The organism is Pseudomonas sediminis, assembly GCF_002741105.1.
GTDB lineage: Bacteria > Pseudomonadota > Gammaproteobacteria > Pseudomonadales > Pseudomonadaceae > Aquipseudomonas > Aquipseudomonas sediminis.
The window spans coordinates 613,147-626,888 of the sequence record NZ_NIQU01000001.1 but is presented as its reverse complement, the minus strand read 5'-3'; the positions used below and the strand labels follow the sequence as shown (position 1 = coordinate 626,888).

At 62.9% G+C, this 13,742-nt stretch carries 11 protein-coding genes; 2 read left to right on the top strand and 9 right to left on the bottom strand.

What is annotated here, in order from left to right:
* Positions 1–121: 121 nt before the first annotated feature.
* Positions 122–1,294 (top strand): HD-GYP domain-containing protein, encoded by a 1,173-nt coding sequence (locus CDO35_RS03070; RefSeq protein ID WP_099522517.1) that lies wholly within the window; start codon positions 122–124, stop codon positions 1,292–1,294.
* Positions 1,295–1,470: 176 nt separating this feature from the next.
* Here the strand turns inward: CDO35_RS03070 and CDO35_RS03065 are convergent, their stop codons facing one another.
* The 6 genes from CDO35_RS03065 to CDO35_RS03040 all read right to left on the bottom strand — a co-directional run bounded on the left by CDO35_RS03065 (position 1,471) and on the right by CDO35_RS03040 (position 7,950).
* Positions 1,471–2,442: a peptide ABC transporter ATP-binding protein gene (locus CDO35_RS03065; RefSeq protein ID WP_099522516.1), complete on the bottom strand. Its 972-nt coding sequence runs from the start codon at positions 2,440–2,442 to the stop codon at positions 1,471–1,473.
* A complete protein-coding gene (locus tag CDO35_RS03060; protein WP_099522515.1) occupies positions 2,442–3,398 on the bottom strand; it encodes an ABC transporter ATP-binding protein in 957 nt (318 codons plus the stop codon). Before CDO35_RS03060 ends, CDO35_RS03065 begins: the two co-directional genes overlap by 1 nt.
* A gap of 10 nt (positions 3,399–3,408) precedes the next feature.
* Entirely contained in the window at positions 3,409–4,311 is a 903-nt protein-coding gene (locus tag CDO35_RS03055) for an ABC transporter permease subunit (protein WP_099522514.1), read from the bottom strand.
* A gap of 117 nt (positions 4,312–4,428) precedes the next feature.
* Positions 4,429–5,439, bottom strand: a complete 1,011-nt coding sequence (locus CDO35_RS03050; RefSeq protein ID WP_099522513.1) for an ABC transporter permease subunit — start codon at positions 5,437–5,439, stop codon at positions 4,429–4,431.
* A 177-nt stretch (positions 5,440–5,616) separates the two neighbouring features.
* Positions 5,617–7,206, bottom strand: a complete 1,590-nt coding sequence (locus tag CDO35_RS03045; RefSeq protein WP_425048522.1) for an ABC transporter substrate-binding protein — start codon at positions 7,204–7,206, stop codon at positions 5,617–5,619.
* Positions 7,207–7,383: 177 nt separating this feature from the next.
* Positions 7,384–7,950, bottom strand: a complete 567-nt coding sequence (locus tag CDO35_RS03040) for a cupin domain-containing protein (protein WP_099522511.1) — start codon at positions 7,948–7,950, stop codon at positions 7,384–7,386.
* A 188-nt stretch (positions 7,951–8,138) separates the two neighbouring features.
* Between CDO35_RS03040 and CDO35_RS03035 the strand changes: the two genes are divergently transcribed.
* Complete coding sequence (locus CDO35_RS03035; RefSeq protein WP_099522510.1) at positions 8,139–9,368, top strand: M24 family metallopeptidase; 1,230 nt, start codon at positions 8,139–8,141, stop codon at positions 9,366–9,368.
* A gap of 53 nt (positions 9,369–9,421) precedes the next feature.
* Here the strand turns inward: CDO35_RS03035 and CDO35_RS03030 are convergent, their stop codons facing one another.
* The 3 genes from CDO35_RS03030 to CDO35_RS03020 all read right to left on the bottom strand — a co-directional run bounded on the left by CDO35_RS03030 (position 9,422) and on the right by CDO35_RS03020 (position 13,615).
* Positions 9,422–11,017, bottom strand: coding sequence for an ABC transporter substrate-binding protein (locus CDO35_RS03030; RefSeq protein ID WP_099522509.1), 1,596 nt, complete (start codon positions 11,015–11,017; stop codon positions 9,422–9,424).
* Between the two features lie 60 nt (positions 11,018–11,077).
* A complete protein-coding gene (locus CDO35_RS03025) occupies positions 11,078–12,676 on the bottom strand; it encodes an ABC transporter substrate-binding protein (RefSeq protein ID WP_099522963.1) in 1,599 nt (532 codons plus the stop codon).
* 225 nt (positions 12,677–12,901) lie between these two features.
* Entirely contained in the window at positions 12,902–13,615 is a 714-nt protein-coding gene (locus tag CDO35_RS03020; protein WP_099522508.1) for an SIMPL domain-containing protein, read from the bottom strand.
* Between the last annotated feature and the right edge of the window lie 127 nt (positions 13,616–13,742).

The window sequence follows — 13,742 nt, the reverse complement described above, 5'->3', positions numbered from 1 at the left end:
TTGCGCTGCCAATCCGCATTGCACTTTCAAACCGCTGCCGAGGTCATTTGTATGTCGGCCTGAGCGCAAATACAGCCCAGCGCCTTTAATGATGACTAGGCAGGTGCCAGTGGAGGTCGCCATGCGCGGGATGCTCGATAGGCCGGAGCAGGAACTGATTCTGGTGGTGGACGATGCGGTGGACGCGCGCCAGCGTTTGGGGGCGCTATTGGTCGACCGCTACCAGGTGCGCCTGGTCGGCAGTGATGAAGCGTTACGCGCTGCCAGGTCGCGACCGCAACCGGACCTGATTCTGCTCGACTGGCAGGATGACTACGCGCTGTGCCGTCGCTTCAGGACCGATCCGCAGACCCGACATATCCCGTTGATCCTGGTCACTGGTCGCAGCGATCCGGCTGACGAGCAGTTGGGCTTCGACCTCGGCGCCGCCGACTACATCACTAAACCAGTCAGCCCGCCCATCGTGCTCTCCCGCGTGCGGGCACAATTGCAACTCAAGGCTGCCACCGATTATCTGCGCGACAAGAGCGAATACCTGGAGCTTGAGGTCAAGCACCGTACTCGCGATATCCAGCGCTTGCAGGACGTCACCATCGAGGCCATGGCCAGCGTTGCCGTCATGCGTGACAACCCGAGCAGCCGTCGCCTGGAGCGTATCGAGCGCTACATGACCTGCCTGACCGCTGCACTGGCGCGGCAGCAGCCGGCCTTGTCCGAGTCTCTGAACGAGGAGCGTATCGCCCAGCTGGGCAAGTCGGCCATGTTGCATGTGATCGACCGGTTGACCCTGCCGGATCGTGTGCTGCTCAGCCACGGTGAACCGGATGAAAATGATCTGCGACTGCTGAGCGAGGGCGTGATCGCCGGACGCGATGCGCTCGAACGCGCCGAGCGCAAGCTGGGCAGCATCACCGACTTTCTCTCCGATGCCAAAGACATCGTCTATGGCCAGCACGAGCGCTGGGACGGCAAAGGCTATCCGCAAGGTCTGCATGGCGAGCAGATTCCGCTGTCGGCGCGGCTGATGGCGCTGGTGGGGCACTTCGAAGAACTGAGCTGTCGGCATCCTTACCTGCCGCCGACCAGCCCGGCACAGGCGGTGGCGCAGATCAGCGCGGCCAGCGGCACACGCTTCGATCCCATGGTGGTGTTGGCCTTCGTCGAAGCCACGACGGAGTTTCTGCATATCGCCGAAACCCTGGCCGACGACGCTGTTGCGGTTGGCGTCGAGCTACAGCGGCTGGAGGACTCGCTGGCCGAAAGCATCGAGCTGACCTTGCCGCCGCTGCCTTGAGGCGGTTCTGTGGCAGCCGACAAGCCGCCAGTGTCACGACGCGGATCACATGCCGGCATGTGCTCAGGTGCGTTGGGTAGGGTGGGCCGTGCGCACCGCGAATACCACGGTGCTTGCCCGGTGCGCACAGCACACCCTACAAAGGTCGCCCGACCGACCAGTTGGTCGGAGGGGCGCTAGCCGGCGATGCGCTCCACATGGTGACAGGCCACCTGCCGTGCATCGATCAGGCGCAGCTCCGGGCGCTCGCTACGGCAGCGCTCGTCGGCATGCGGGCAGCGTTTGTGGAAGGCACAGCCGGAGGGTGGATTCAGCGGATTGGGCAACTCACCGCTGATCTTCATCCGTGGCTTGTCCGGATCGGGATGAATCGCCGGCGTCGCCGACAGCAGGGCGCGGGTGTAGGGGTGCAGCGGGCGGGTGTAGAGCGCCTCGGCCGGGCCCATTTCCACCGGACGGCCTAGGTACATCACCAGCACGTCGTCGGCGACATGACGCACCACCGAGAGGTTGTGCGAGATGAACACGTAGCCGGTCTGGTACTGCTCCTGCAGGTCCATGAACAGGTTCAGCACCTGGGCCTGGATCGACACGTCCAGCGCTGAGGTCGGTTCGTCCGCTACCAGCACCTGCGGCTGCAGCATCATGGCGCGGGCCAGGGCGATGCGCTGGCGCTGGCCGCCGGAGAACATGTGCGGATAGCGCTGATAATGCTCAGGGCGCAGGCCCACCTGCTGCATCATCGCTTGCACTTTCTCGCGGCATTCGGCACGCGACAGACGGGTGTTGATCAGCAGCGGTTCGGCCAACTGATCACCGATCTTCTGTCGCGGGTTGAGTGAGGCGTAGGGGTTCTGGAACACCATCTGCACATCGCGGCGCAGTTGCTTGCGCTCGGCATGGCTGGCGCCGGCCACTTCGTGCCCGGCGATCTGCAGGCTACCGGAACTGGGTGTTTCGATCAGCGTCAGGGCGCGGGCCAGGGTGGACTTGCCGCAGCCGGACTCGCCGACCACGGCCAGGGTCCTGCCGGACTGTAGGCTGAAGGACACGCCATTGAGCGCCTGGACCGTGGCCGCCGGCTTGAACAGGCCGCGCGAGACACTGTAGTGACGGGTCAGCGCACGGGCTTCGAGTACGGTACTCATCAGGCCACCTCCAGCGGGAAGAAGCAGCGCGCGGCGCCACGGTCATGTGGTTCCAGGGCTGGGCGTTGCTGGTGGCAGCGCTCCTGGACGTAGGGGCAGCGGGGTGACAGCAGGCAGCCCAGCGGGCGGTCATAGCGGCCGGGCACGATGCCGGGCAGGGTGGCCAGGCGGCTGGCACCGGCGCTGTGCTCGGGGATGGCCTTGAGCAAGGCTTCGGTATAGGGATGGCTGGGCGCGTCGAACAGAGCCGGCACATGACCCAGCTCCACCGCTTGCCCGGCGTACATCACGCAGACGCGCTGGGCGGTTTCGGCGACCACGGCCAGGTCGTGAGTGATCAACACCAGAGCCATGCCCTGATCGCGCTGCAGGTCGAGCAGCAATTCCATGATCTGCGCCTGAATGGTCACATCCAGCGCCGTTGTCGGTTCGTCGGCGATCAGCAGCTTGGGTTCGGCGGCAATCGCCATGGCGATCGCCACACGCTGGCTCATGCCCCCGGACAGCTGATGCGGATAGGCGTCGAGGCGACTGGCGGCACCAGGGATTTCCACCCGTTCCAGCAGTTCGAGGGCGCGGGCCCGCGCCGCCTTGCCTTTCAGGCCGAGGTGCTGCTGCAGCACTTCCTCGATCTGGAAACCCACGGTATAGCTGGGGTTGAGCGCGGTCATCGGGTCCTGGAACACCATGGCCAGGTCCTTGCCGACGATGTGCCGGCGTTGGCGGCCCTTGAGGCGCAGCATGTCGGTGCCGTCGAACTGCAGACAGTCGGCCTGGACGATGCCGGGGGCGTCGATCAGGCCCATCAGCGCCATCATGGTCACGGACTTGCCGGAACCCGATTCGCCGACGATGGCCAGCACTTCGCCCTGCTCGACGCTGAGATCGAGGCCATCGACCACCGGCATGGCGGGGCCGAAGCGTACGGAGAGATTGCGGATATTCAGCAGGCTCATTCCGGGTTCCTCACTGCGCATTCTTCAATTTCGGGTCGAGCGCATCGCGCAGGCCGTCACCCATCAGGTTGATCGCCAGCACGCTGAGCAGAATCGCCAGGCCGGGCAGGCTCACCACCCACCAGGCGCGCTCGATGTAGTCGCGCGCCGAGGCCAGCATGGTGCCCCACTCGGGCGTCGGCGGTTGCACGCCGAGGCCGAGAAAGCCCAGTGCGGCTGCGTCGAGAATCGCCGAGGAAAAGCTCAGGGTGGCCTGCACGATCAACGGCGCCATGCAGTTGGGCAGCACGGTGACGAACATCAGCCGTGGCAGGTTGGCGCCGGCCAGCTGCGCAGCGGTGACGTAGTCTCGGTTCAGTTCACCCATCACCGCCGCGCGGGTCAGGCGCACATAGGAAGGCAGCGAGACGATGGCGATGGCGAAGATGGTGTTGATCAGCCCTGGGCCGAGGATGGCGACGATGGCCACCGCCAGCAGCAGCGAGGGCAGCGCCAGCATGATGTCCATCAGGCGCATGATGCCGGGGCCGAGCAGGCGCGGGAAAAAGCCTGCGACCAGGCCCAGCAGGATGCCGGGAATCAGCGACAACACCACCGATGCCAGGCCGATCAGCAGCGACAGTCGTGCACCGTGGATCAGACGCGAGAGCAGGTCGCGGCCCAGTTCGTCGGTGCCGAGCAAAAACTGCCATTGGCCGCCGTCCAGCCACACCGGCGGGGTGAGCAGGAAGTCGCGGTACTGCTCGCTAGGGTCGTGCGGCGCGACCCAGGGGGCGAACAGTGCGCAGAACACCAGCAGGATCATGAACGCCAGGCCGCCGAGGGCGCCGGTATTGTGGGCGAAGGCTTGCCAGAACTCTTTCAGCGGCGAGGGGTAGAGCAGGCTCTGGTCGAGTGGGGTGGAGGTGGTCATGGGCGCACCTCTTGTAGGGTGGACGACGCTTCACCCGTCCACCGACGTGTTTTCACGGTGGATGAAAAGCGCGTCATCCACCCTACGCAAACGATGTGGCTATGCATGGCGCCTTCCTTACTTCTGATGGCGAATACGTGGATTGGCCAGGCCATAGAGGATGTCCACGGTGAAGTTGACCAGGATCACCAGGCAGGCGATCAGCAGAATGCCGTTTTGCACCACCGGGTAGTCGCGGGCACCGATGGCCTCGATCAACCACTTGCCGATGCCCGGCCAGGAGAAGATGGTTTCGGTCAGCACGGCACCGGCCAGCAGGGTGCCGACCTGCAGGCCGAACACGGTCAGCACCGGGATCAACGCATTGCGCAGGCCATGCACGAAGACCACGCGCGTCGGCGACAGGCCTTTGGCCCGCGCGGTGCGGATGTAGTCCTCGCGCAGCACTTCGAGCATGGCCGAGCGGGTCATCCGCGCGATCACCGCCAATGGGATGGTGCCGAGCACGATGGCCGGCAGGATCAGGTGGCGCAGGGCGTCGACGAAGGCGCCTGGCTCGTCGGAAAGCAGTGTGTCGATCAGCATGAAGCCGGTGACCGGCGGGATGTCGTAGAGCAGATCGATACGTCCTGAAACCGGTGTCCAGCCCAGGCCCACCGAGAAGAACATGATCAGCAGCAGGCCCCACCAGAAGATCGGCATGGAGTAGCCGGTCAGGGCAATGCTCATCACTCCATGATCCAGCGGTGTGCCGCGCTTGAGTGCGGCGACCACCCCGGCGATCAGGCCCAGGGTGCCGGCGAACAGCAAGGCGGCCAGGGCCAGTTCGACGGTGGCGGGAAACAGGGTGAGAAATTCGTTCCACACGCTTTCACGCGAGCGCAGCGATTCGCCGAGGTTGCCGCTGGCGAGTTGCCCGATGTAGTCGAAGTACTGCTGGTACAACGGCTTGTTCAGCCCCAGACGCTCCATGGCCTGGGCGTGCATTTCCGGGTCGACGCGGCGTTCGCCCATCATCACTTCCACCGGGTCACCGGGGATCAGGCGGATCAGTGCGAAGGTCAGCAGGGTGACGCCGAAGAAGGTGGGGATCAGCAAGCCCAAGCGGCGTGCAATGAAGCTCAGCATGGCGGTGGGTAACTCCTAATCAGAACGGTATCGAGCAGCCCGGAATTCTGGCGATTCCTTCGCACATGTTGCAGGTTAGCTGTTCGACCACGACGTGCCCCGGGCATTTGCCTGGGGCGTCGTTCGAGGGCGGTCGCGTAACGGCAGTCGGCGCAGCGGCGATCGCGCAAAGGGCTATCAGTCGTTGCTGACACCGATGAAGCTGTTGCGGCCGAAGGGGCTGATCTGGAAGCCTTTGACGCTGCTGCGCATCGGTTGGTAGACCGTGGAGTGAGCGATCGGCGTGATTGGTACTTCGCGCTTGAGTACGACCTGGGCCTGACGATACAGCTCGCTGCGTTGTTCCTGATCGGTCACGCGCTTGGCGGCGACCACCAGCTTGTCGTATTCGCTGTCGCACCACTTGGAGAAGTTGTTGCCGTCTACCGAGGCGCAGCCGTACAGGGTGCCGAGCCAGTTGTCCGGGTCACCGTTGTCGCCGGTCCAGCCGATCAGCATGGCGTCGTGCTCGCCGGCATGGGCACGCTTGATGTATTCGCCCCACTCGTAGCTGACGATGCGCGCCTTGATGCCGACCTTGGCCCAGTCGTTTTGCAGCATTTCGGCCATCAGCCGCGCGTTGGGGTTGTAGGGGCGCTGCACGGGCATGGCCCACAGGGTGATCTCGGTGCCTTCCTTTACGCCGGCAGCCTTGAGCAGTTCCTTGGCTTTTTCGGGGTCGTAGGCCGCATCCTTGATCGACTCGTCATAGGACCATTGAGTCGGCGGCATGCCGTTCACAGCCAACTGACCAGCGCCCTGGTATACGGCGTCGATGATCGCGGCCTTGTTCACCGCCATGTCCAGCGCCTGACGCACTTCGCGCTTGTCGAACGGCGCGCGGGTGACGTTGTAGGCGATGTAGCCGACGTTGTAGCCAGGCTCGGTCGGTACATTGAGATTCTTGTCGGCCTGCAGACTCTGCAGGTCGGCAGGGCGCGGGTTGAGGGTGACGTGGCATTCACCGGCGCGCAGTTTCTGTGCACGTACCGAGGCGTCGGTATTGATGGAAAAGATCAGGTTGTCGATCTTCACCTGCTCCGGGGCCCAGTACTGCGTGTTGCCCTTGAAGCGGATCACCGCGTCCTTCTGATAGCGGCTGAACACGAACGGGCCGGTGCCGATGGGCTTCTGGTTGATCTCGGCGGCCTTGCCGGCCTTGAGCAATTGGTCGGCGTATTCGGCCGAATGTATTGCGGCAAAGCTCATCGCCAGGTTCTGCACGAAGGCGGCGTCGACGGCATTGAGGGTGAAGACCACGGTCATGTCGTCGGTCTTCTCGATCTTGGCGATGTTCTTGTCCAGTCCCATGTCCGTGAAGTAGGGAAACTCGCTGGGGTAGGCCTGGCGGAACGGGTGGTTGCGATCGAGCATGCGCTGGTAAGTGAACAGCACATCGTCAGCGTTGAAGTCGCGAGTCGGCTTGAAGTAGTCGGTGCTGTGGAACTTGACCCCTTCGCGCAAGTGGAAGGTGTAGGTCAGGCCGTCTTCGCTGATGTCCCAGGAGCTGGCCAGCGACGGTTGTGCCTTGGTGCCGCCGCGCTCGAATTCGGCGAGGCGGTTGAAGATGGTTTCCGAGGCTGCATCGAAGTCGGTGCCGGTGGTGTACTGGCCGGGGTCGAAGCCACCCGGGCTGCCTTCGGAGCAATACACCAGGTTGTTGGCGTGGGCGAACGAAGCACTGGTGAGCAGGCCGGCGGTGAGCAGTGCCTTGCACAGGGGGGACATACGCATGCGAACCTCTTTTTCTTTTTGTTCGCGCCTGGGTATGGCGCGAGCTCGGAATGCGGTGAAGGCGGGTAGCCCACCGGGTCGGGCTCGAAATTAAGTCATGCTGAAATTGCGGTCAACAAAAATTAAGCAGCACTAACATTGCGCATATTCGCCCTGAATTGGGGCGAAAAATCACTCGCTGGCGGGGTGATCGCCGAAAAGCGCCATGGTGGTCATGGTCAGCACTTCGGCCGGTGCATCGGCGTTATTGGCCAGGCGATGCAGCTTGCCGGCATCGAAATGCACCGAGTCGCCGGGACCAAGGGGGTAGTCGCGACCCTCGATGGTGTAGACGATCTGCCCGCTGAGCACGTAGGAAAATTCCACGCCTTCATGCGCGATCAGTTCAGACTGATAGCCCGCCGGAATGTTCATCTTCACCGCGTTGATCGAGTTGCCGGGAAATGAACTGGACAGGCGCTCGTAGGCCAGCAACTGGCCGCCTACGGTGTAGCGCACCCGCTCGTTGACGTGGGAATCCGGCTGCGCCTGAGCGGGTTGGTCGAACAACACATTGAGCGGTACATCCAGTGACTTGGCGATGCTCGCCAGCGACGACAGCGATACGCCAGTCAGGTTGCGCTCTGCCTGGGACAGGAAGCTGGCGGTCAGACCAGCGTCTGCCGCTACCTGATTGAGGGTCTTGCCGGCGGCGCGCCGGTAGCGGCGCAAGCGTTCGCCAATGCGATCTGCGGTCATGGAGGTGGCTCGCTGTTCGGGTCCGCGCAGTATACCCATGAGGTGCATGGACTTCAGCCCGGTGCGGGCGCGCTTTTTAAGTCCAACTGAAAAAAGTTTTGACCAAAATTTAAGTTGCACTTAAATTTTGCCGCAATCGAATTGCCCGGTGACGATGGTCGTCGTGGGCGCCAGACGAGGATGTGCAGATGACACTGGGAGTGGGCGGCAGCACGCCGGAGCAGGCCTTGGCGCGCCTGCAGAACATGATGGCCGGCGTGGAGCCGATCACAGAGGCGCAATACCAGGCGCGCATCACCCGTGCTCAGGCGCTGATGCGCGAGCAGGATATCGCCGCGCTGTTTCTGGCTGCCGGCAGCAACCTGCAGTACTTCACCGGCGTGCAGTGGCATCCCAGCGAGCGCATGGTCGGGGCGATTCTGCCGGCCAGCGGTATGCTGGAGTACCTGGCGCCGGCGTTCGAGGAGGGCACGGTGCGCGACTTTCAGGTCGTGCCTGGCGTGATCAATACCTGGCAAGAGCACGAAAGCCCCTATGCACTGTTTCTGAACTGCCTGAAGCGTTTGGCGGAATTGCCCAAAGATGGTGCGCAACCCAAGGTAGGTCTTTGTTCTTCTTTGCCTTTTTTCATGTTTGAAGGCATTCGCCAGCTGACCAGCGGTTATCGCTTCGTCGATGCCGGCAGCGTCACCACGGTCTGTCGCCAATCCAAATCGCCAGCCGAAATCGCCCTGATGCAGCGCGCCAAGGACATGACCCTGGAAGTGCACAAGGCGGCTGCGAGCATCCTCCATGAAGGTATCAGCACCACTGAAGTTGCCGAGTTCATCCATCAGGCGCACCGCCGGGTCGGAACGCCCGGCTCGACCTTCTGCATCGTGCTGTTCGGTGCCGCCAGTGCCTTTCCGCATGGGGTCAAGCACGCGCAGCGGCTCAAGGACGGCGACATGGTACTGATCGACACCGGCTGCAAGGTTCACGGTTACCTGTCGGACATCACCCGCAGCTACGTTTTCGGCACGCCCAGCACGCGTCAGCGCGAATTCTGGGACAAGGAGAAAGCCGCTCAGCAAGCCGCCTTCGAAGCCGCCGTGCTCGGCGCGCCCTGTTCGTCGGTGGACGCGGCGGCCCGGCTTAGCCTGGAGGCGGCAGGGCTTGGGCCTGGCTACAACTTGCCAGGTTTGCCGCACCGTACGGGGCACGGCATCGGCCTGGACATTCACGAAGGGCCGTATCTGGTCGGCGGTGATGACACCCCGTTGGCAGAGGGCATGTGCTTCAGCAATGAGCCGATGATTTGCGTGCCGGGCGAGTTCGGCATCCGCCTCGAAGATCACTTCTACATGACCGCCGCTGGCCCGCGCTGGTTTACCCAGCCCAGTCATTCGGTGGACGACCCCTTCGGCCTAGGCGTTTAACCACGCCTAGGTCGGGTTCGTAGACGCTTTGATCAGGCTCAGGCCATGGCTGCTCATGGCACGCTCACCTTGGAAAAGTTGTTCGAGCCCATCGGGCTGAGTACGAAGCCTTCGACGCCCTTGCGCAACGCTGCGAACTGTTTCGGGTGGGCCAGGGCGATCCACGGCGCCTGCTCATGGAAGATCGTCAGGGCCTGGCGATACAGCGCGGCGCGTTTGCTTTGCTCGGGTTCGCGGCGTGCCTGGGTGATCAGGGCATCGAAGGTCTTGTCGCACCACCCGGCCTGGTTCTCGCCACTCTCGGCCGCGGCGCAGGACAGGTTGGGGGTGAGGAAGTTGTCCGGGTCACCGTTGTCACCGGCCCAGCCCATGAATACCAGGTCGTGCTCACCGTTCTTGGCGCGCTTGATCAGCTCGCCCCACTCGAACACGCGAATATCGCTGCGAATGCCGATGGCGGCGAGATCGGCCTGCAGCATCTGTGCGCCGATACCCGGGTTTGGATTGGTTGGCCCGCCACCGGGGCGGGTCCAGATCGACAGGGCGAAGCCGTCAGCATGACCGGCCTCGGCCAGCAACTGGCGGGCGCGTTCGGGATCGTGTGGCCAGTCCTGCAGCGTGTCGTCGTGGCCCCACAGGGTAGCCGGGTAGGGCGCCACGGCCGGAGTGGCATTGCCTTCGCCATACTGCGCGCGAATGTAGGCTGCCTTGTCGAAGGCCAGGTTCAGCGCCTGGCGCACGCGCACGTCGTCCAGCGGTGGATGACGGGTGTTGATGCCGATATAGGCGGTGAGCAGCGAATCCAGCTCCAGCACCTGCAGTTTCGGGTCGGCCTTCATGGCCGGGATGTCGACTGGGCGTGGGAACAGGGTGATCTGGCAGTCGCCGGCCTTTAGCCTTTGCTGGCGCACGTTGGGCTCGGGGGTGATGGCCAGTATCAGGCGCTCGACCTGCGGTGCGCCATTCCAGTAATCCGGGTTGCCGCGAAAGCGTACCTGGGCGTCCTTGGCATAGCGCTCGAACACGAAAGGCCCGGTGCCGATGGGGGCATTATTCAGGCGTTCGGAGGTGTTCGTTGCGAGCAGGTGCTCGGCATACTCGGCCGAATAGATCGAGGCGAAGCCCATGGCCAGGTTGGCCAGGAAGGGCGCTTCCGGGTGTTTGAGAACGAAGCGCACGCGATGCTCGTCGAGCTTGTCGATGCGCTCGATCAGCTGCGCCAGGCCCATGGCCTCGGCATAGGGAAAACCACGCAGCGACAGCTTGTGCCAGGGATGTGCCGGGTCGAGCTGGCGCTGGAAACTCCATAGCACATCATCGGCATTGAGCTCGCGAGTCGGGCTGAAGCCCTGGTTAGCATGGAATTTCACTCCCTGGCGCAGGGTGAAGGTGTAGCTCAGACCGTCATCGGCTATTTCCCAGCTTTCTGCCAATGCCGGGACGATTTCGGTACTGCCGGGGGCGAAGTCCACCAAGCGTTCGAACAGGGTTTCCGCCGTTGCATCGGCGGTAGTGGCTGCTGTGTATTGAACGATGTCGAACCCTTCCGGGCTGGCTTCGCTGCAGACCACCAGGTTGGCCGCCTGGGCCTGAGCGGCGAGCAGCGCGACAAACAGCAGACTGCCGCGCAGAAGGGGAAAGGTAGGCATGCTGGCTCCTGGTTGAACGTCCTGCAATCGGCGCCCCTTCAAGGGCGCCGATGCAGATTGTTACTTGCCGATACCTACACCATAGAACGAGTTGATGCCGAACGGGCTGATACGGAAGTCCTGCACTTCCTTGCGCATCGGCTGGTACACGGTGGAGTGGGCCAGCGGAGTGATCGGCACCTCGCGCTTGAGGATCACCTGCGCCTGTTTGTACAGCTCGGTGCGTTCGGCTACGTCGGTGGTGCGTTTGGCGGCCTTGACCAGCTTGTCGTAGTCCTCGAAGCACCATTTGGAGAAGTTGTTGCCGTCGACCGCGTCGCAGCCATAAAGGGTGCCGAGCCAGTTGTCGGGATCACCGTTGTCGCCGCTCCAGCCAATCAGCATGGCGTCGTGCTCGCCGGCCTTGGCGCGCTTGAGATATTCGCCCCATTCGTAGGTGACGATGCGTGCCTTGATGCCGATCTTGGCCCAGTCGGCCTGCAGGATCTCGGCGATCTGCTTGGCGTTGGGGTTGTACGGGCGCTGTACCGGCATGGCCCACAAGGTGATCTCGGTACCTTCCTTGACGCCTGCAGCTGTGAGCAGCTCCTTGGCTTTTTTCGGATCGAAGGCCGGGTCCTTGATGTCTTCGTTATACGACCACTGGGTCGGCGGCATGCCGTTGACCGCGAGCTGCCCGGCATTCTGGTAAACGGCGTCGAGAATCGCCTGCTTGTTTACCGCCATATCCAGCGCCTGGCGCACTTCCAGTTTGTCGAACGGTGGGTGGGTAACGTTGTAGGCGATGTAGCCGACGTTGAAGCCGGCCTGCTCGGGCATCTTCAGCTTGGCGTCCTGCTGCAGCGAGGCGATGTCGGCCGGGCGGGGGAACAGGGTGACATGGCATTCGCCGGCACGCAGTTTCTGCATGCGCACCGACGAGTCGGTATTGATGGCGAAGATCAGGTTATCGACCTTCACATCCTCGGGCTTCCAGTAGTCCTGATTACCCTTGTAACGGATCACCGCATCTTTCTGGTAGCGGCTGAACACGAAGGGGCCGGTGCCGATGGGTTTCTGGTTGATGTCAGCTGCCTTGCCAGCTTTGAGCAACTGGTCGGCGTACTCGGCGGACTGGATCGAGGCAAAGCTCATCGCCAGGTTCTGCACGAAGGCGGCGTCCACTTCGTTGAGGGTGATGCGCACGGTCATGTCGTCGAGCTTCTCCAGCTTGGCGATGTTGCTGTCCATGCCCATGTCGGTGAAGTAGGGAAACTCGGTGGGGTACGCCTTGCGGAACGGGTGGTCCTTGTCGAGCATGCGGCCAAAGGTGAATAGCACGTCGTCGGCATTGAACTCGCGGCTGGGCTTGAAGTACTCGGTGGTGTGGAATTTCACCCCGGGGCGCAGCTTGAAGGTGTAGGTCAGGCCGTCGTCGGACACTTCCCAGCTTTGCGCCAGGCCGGGCTCGACCTTGGTGCCGCCGCGCTCGAACTGGGTCAGGCGGTTGAAGATGGTTTCCGCGGCGGCGTCGAAATCGGTTCCGGTGGTGTACAGGCCTGGGTCGAAACCGGCCGGGCTACCTTCGGAACAGAACACCAGGTTGGCGGCGCTGGCGAGGGGGGCGCTGGCGATCAGCCCAGCGGTAAGTAAAGCCTGGATAACGGCGTTCTTGCGCATCTTGACCTCATCGTTGTTGTGGTTGTGGTCCTTGAGGAGTCTCTTGTAGAAACCACCAACGAAACTATGCAGGCCTTGTGCCTGAGGCAAGAGGGGCTCCGTGTGGAAAATGGTTAGCGCTACAGCGCTGTAATTTGCTGTCGCATTTATGAAAAAGTTGCAGAGAAAAGATGGCAAAACGCCGTTATCTGGCGATAACGGCGCTGCTTTGTTGCGGAGCGTGGTTCAGGGCATCTGCACTTCGATGACGCCATCGGCGCTGACCGTGACCTGGCTGGTGCCGGCTTCGATTTGCGGTGTGGGGGCTGAGTCCATCATCGCCATGCCCTTGGCTTCGAAGTTGCGCATGGCCATTGGCGGCTGGAAGCCACCGGTGTTGAGGTTCAGGCTGACCAGTTTGTAGCCCTTGCCGCCAAGCGCTTCGGTGGCCAGTTGCGCGCGCGCCTTGAAGGCATTCACGGCGTCTTTGAGCATGGCATCTTCACGGGTTTTGCGGGTGTCGGTGGCGATGCTGAAATCCATGCCGGCCATCTTCATCGATTGCAGCAATTCACCGGTGAGGGTGGACAAGCGGGCGAAGTCAGCGCTTTCTAGGCGCACCTCGGCGCGCTCGCGCCAGGCGGTGATCTTCTGGCCCTTGTCGTCATACACCGGGTAGCTGTTGCGGCTGCCAAGTTTGACCGCCACGCCCTTGACCTGACGCACCTGCTCCAGCGTCTTGTTGAGGGTGGTGGTGATCTCGGCGGCCAGTTTGGCCGGGTCGCTGTGCTGCGCTTCGGTATAGAGGGTGACGTGCATCAGATCGTGCGCCACTTCCTGATTGACCTCGGCGCGCAGGGCGATCTGGTTGTAACGCGCCTCGGCGGCCAGCAGACCGGTGCTGGCCAGGCTGGCGGCGGTGAGGGCGAGGGCGGTGGCGATACGGGTCATGGTGCGCATGGTGCGGTTCCTTTTTCGATGGCCTTGTGGCCGTTTCCCGAGGTTAGACGAAGGCGAGTCGTGATCCGGGTTAATGCCGTGCAATTTTTTTCATCCTGCCCACCGAGCGGGCAGCTGCGAAGTGTGC

What these genes read in the sequence shown, in the direction of transcription:
- CDO35_RS03055 (WP_099522514.1), bottom strand. Translation starts at nt 4,311, where the DNA reads ATGACCACCTCCACCCCACTCGACCAGAGCCTGCTCTACCCCTCGCCG.
- CDO35_RS03065 (WP_099522516.1), bottom strand. Translation starts at nt 2,442, where the DNA reads ATGAGTACCGTACTCGAAGCCCGTGCGCTGACCCGTCACTACAGTGTC.
- CDO35_RS03060 (WP_099522515.1), bottom strand. Translation starts at nt 3,398, where the DNA reads ATGAGCCTGCTGAATATCCGCAATCTCTCCGTACGCTTCGGCCCCGCC.
- CDO35_RS03035 (WP_099522510.1), top strand. Translation starts at nt 8,139, where the DNA reads ATGACACTGGGAGTGGGCGGCAGCACGCCGGAGCAGGCCTTGGCGCGC.
- CDO35_RS03030 (WP_099522509.1), bottom strand. Translation starts at nt 11,017, where the DNA reads ATGCCTACCTTTCCCCTTCTGCGCGGCAGTCTGCTGTTTGTCGCGCTG.
- CDO35_RS03045 (WP_425048522.1), bottom strand. Translation starts at nt 7,206, where the DNA reads ATGTCCCCCCTGTGCAAGGCACTGCTCACCGCCGGCCTGCTCACCAGT.
- CDO35_RS03050 (WP_099522513.1), bottom strand. Translation starts at nt 5,439, where the DNA reads ATGCTGAGCTTCATTGCACGCCGCTTGGGCTTGCTGATCCCCACCTTC.
- CDO35_RS03020 (WP_099522508.1), bottom strand. Translation starts at nt 13,615, where the DNA reads ATGCGCACCATGACCCGTATCGCCACCGCCCTCGCCCTCACCGCCGCC.
- CDO35_RS03070 (WP_099522517.1), top strand. Translation starts at nt 122, where the DNA reads ATGCGCGGGATGCTCGATAGGCCGGAGCAGGAACTGATTCTGGTGGTG.
- CDO35_RS03040 (WP_099522511.1), bottom strand. Translation starts at nt 7,950, where the DNA reads ATGACCGCAGATCGCATTGGCGAACGCTTGCGCCGCTACCGGCGCGCC.
- CDO35_RS03025 (WP_099522963.1), bottom strand. Translation starts at nt 12,676, where the DNA reads ATGCGCAAGAACGCCGTTATCCAGGCTTTACTTACCGCTGGGCTGATC.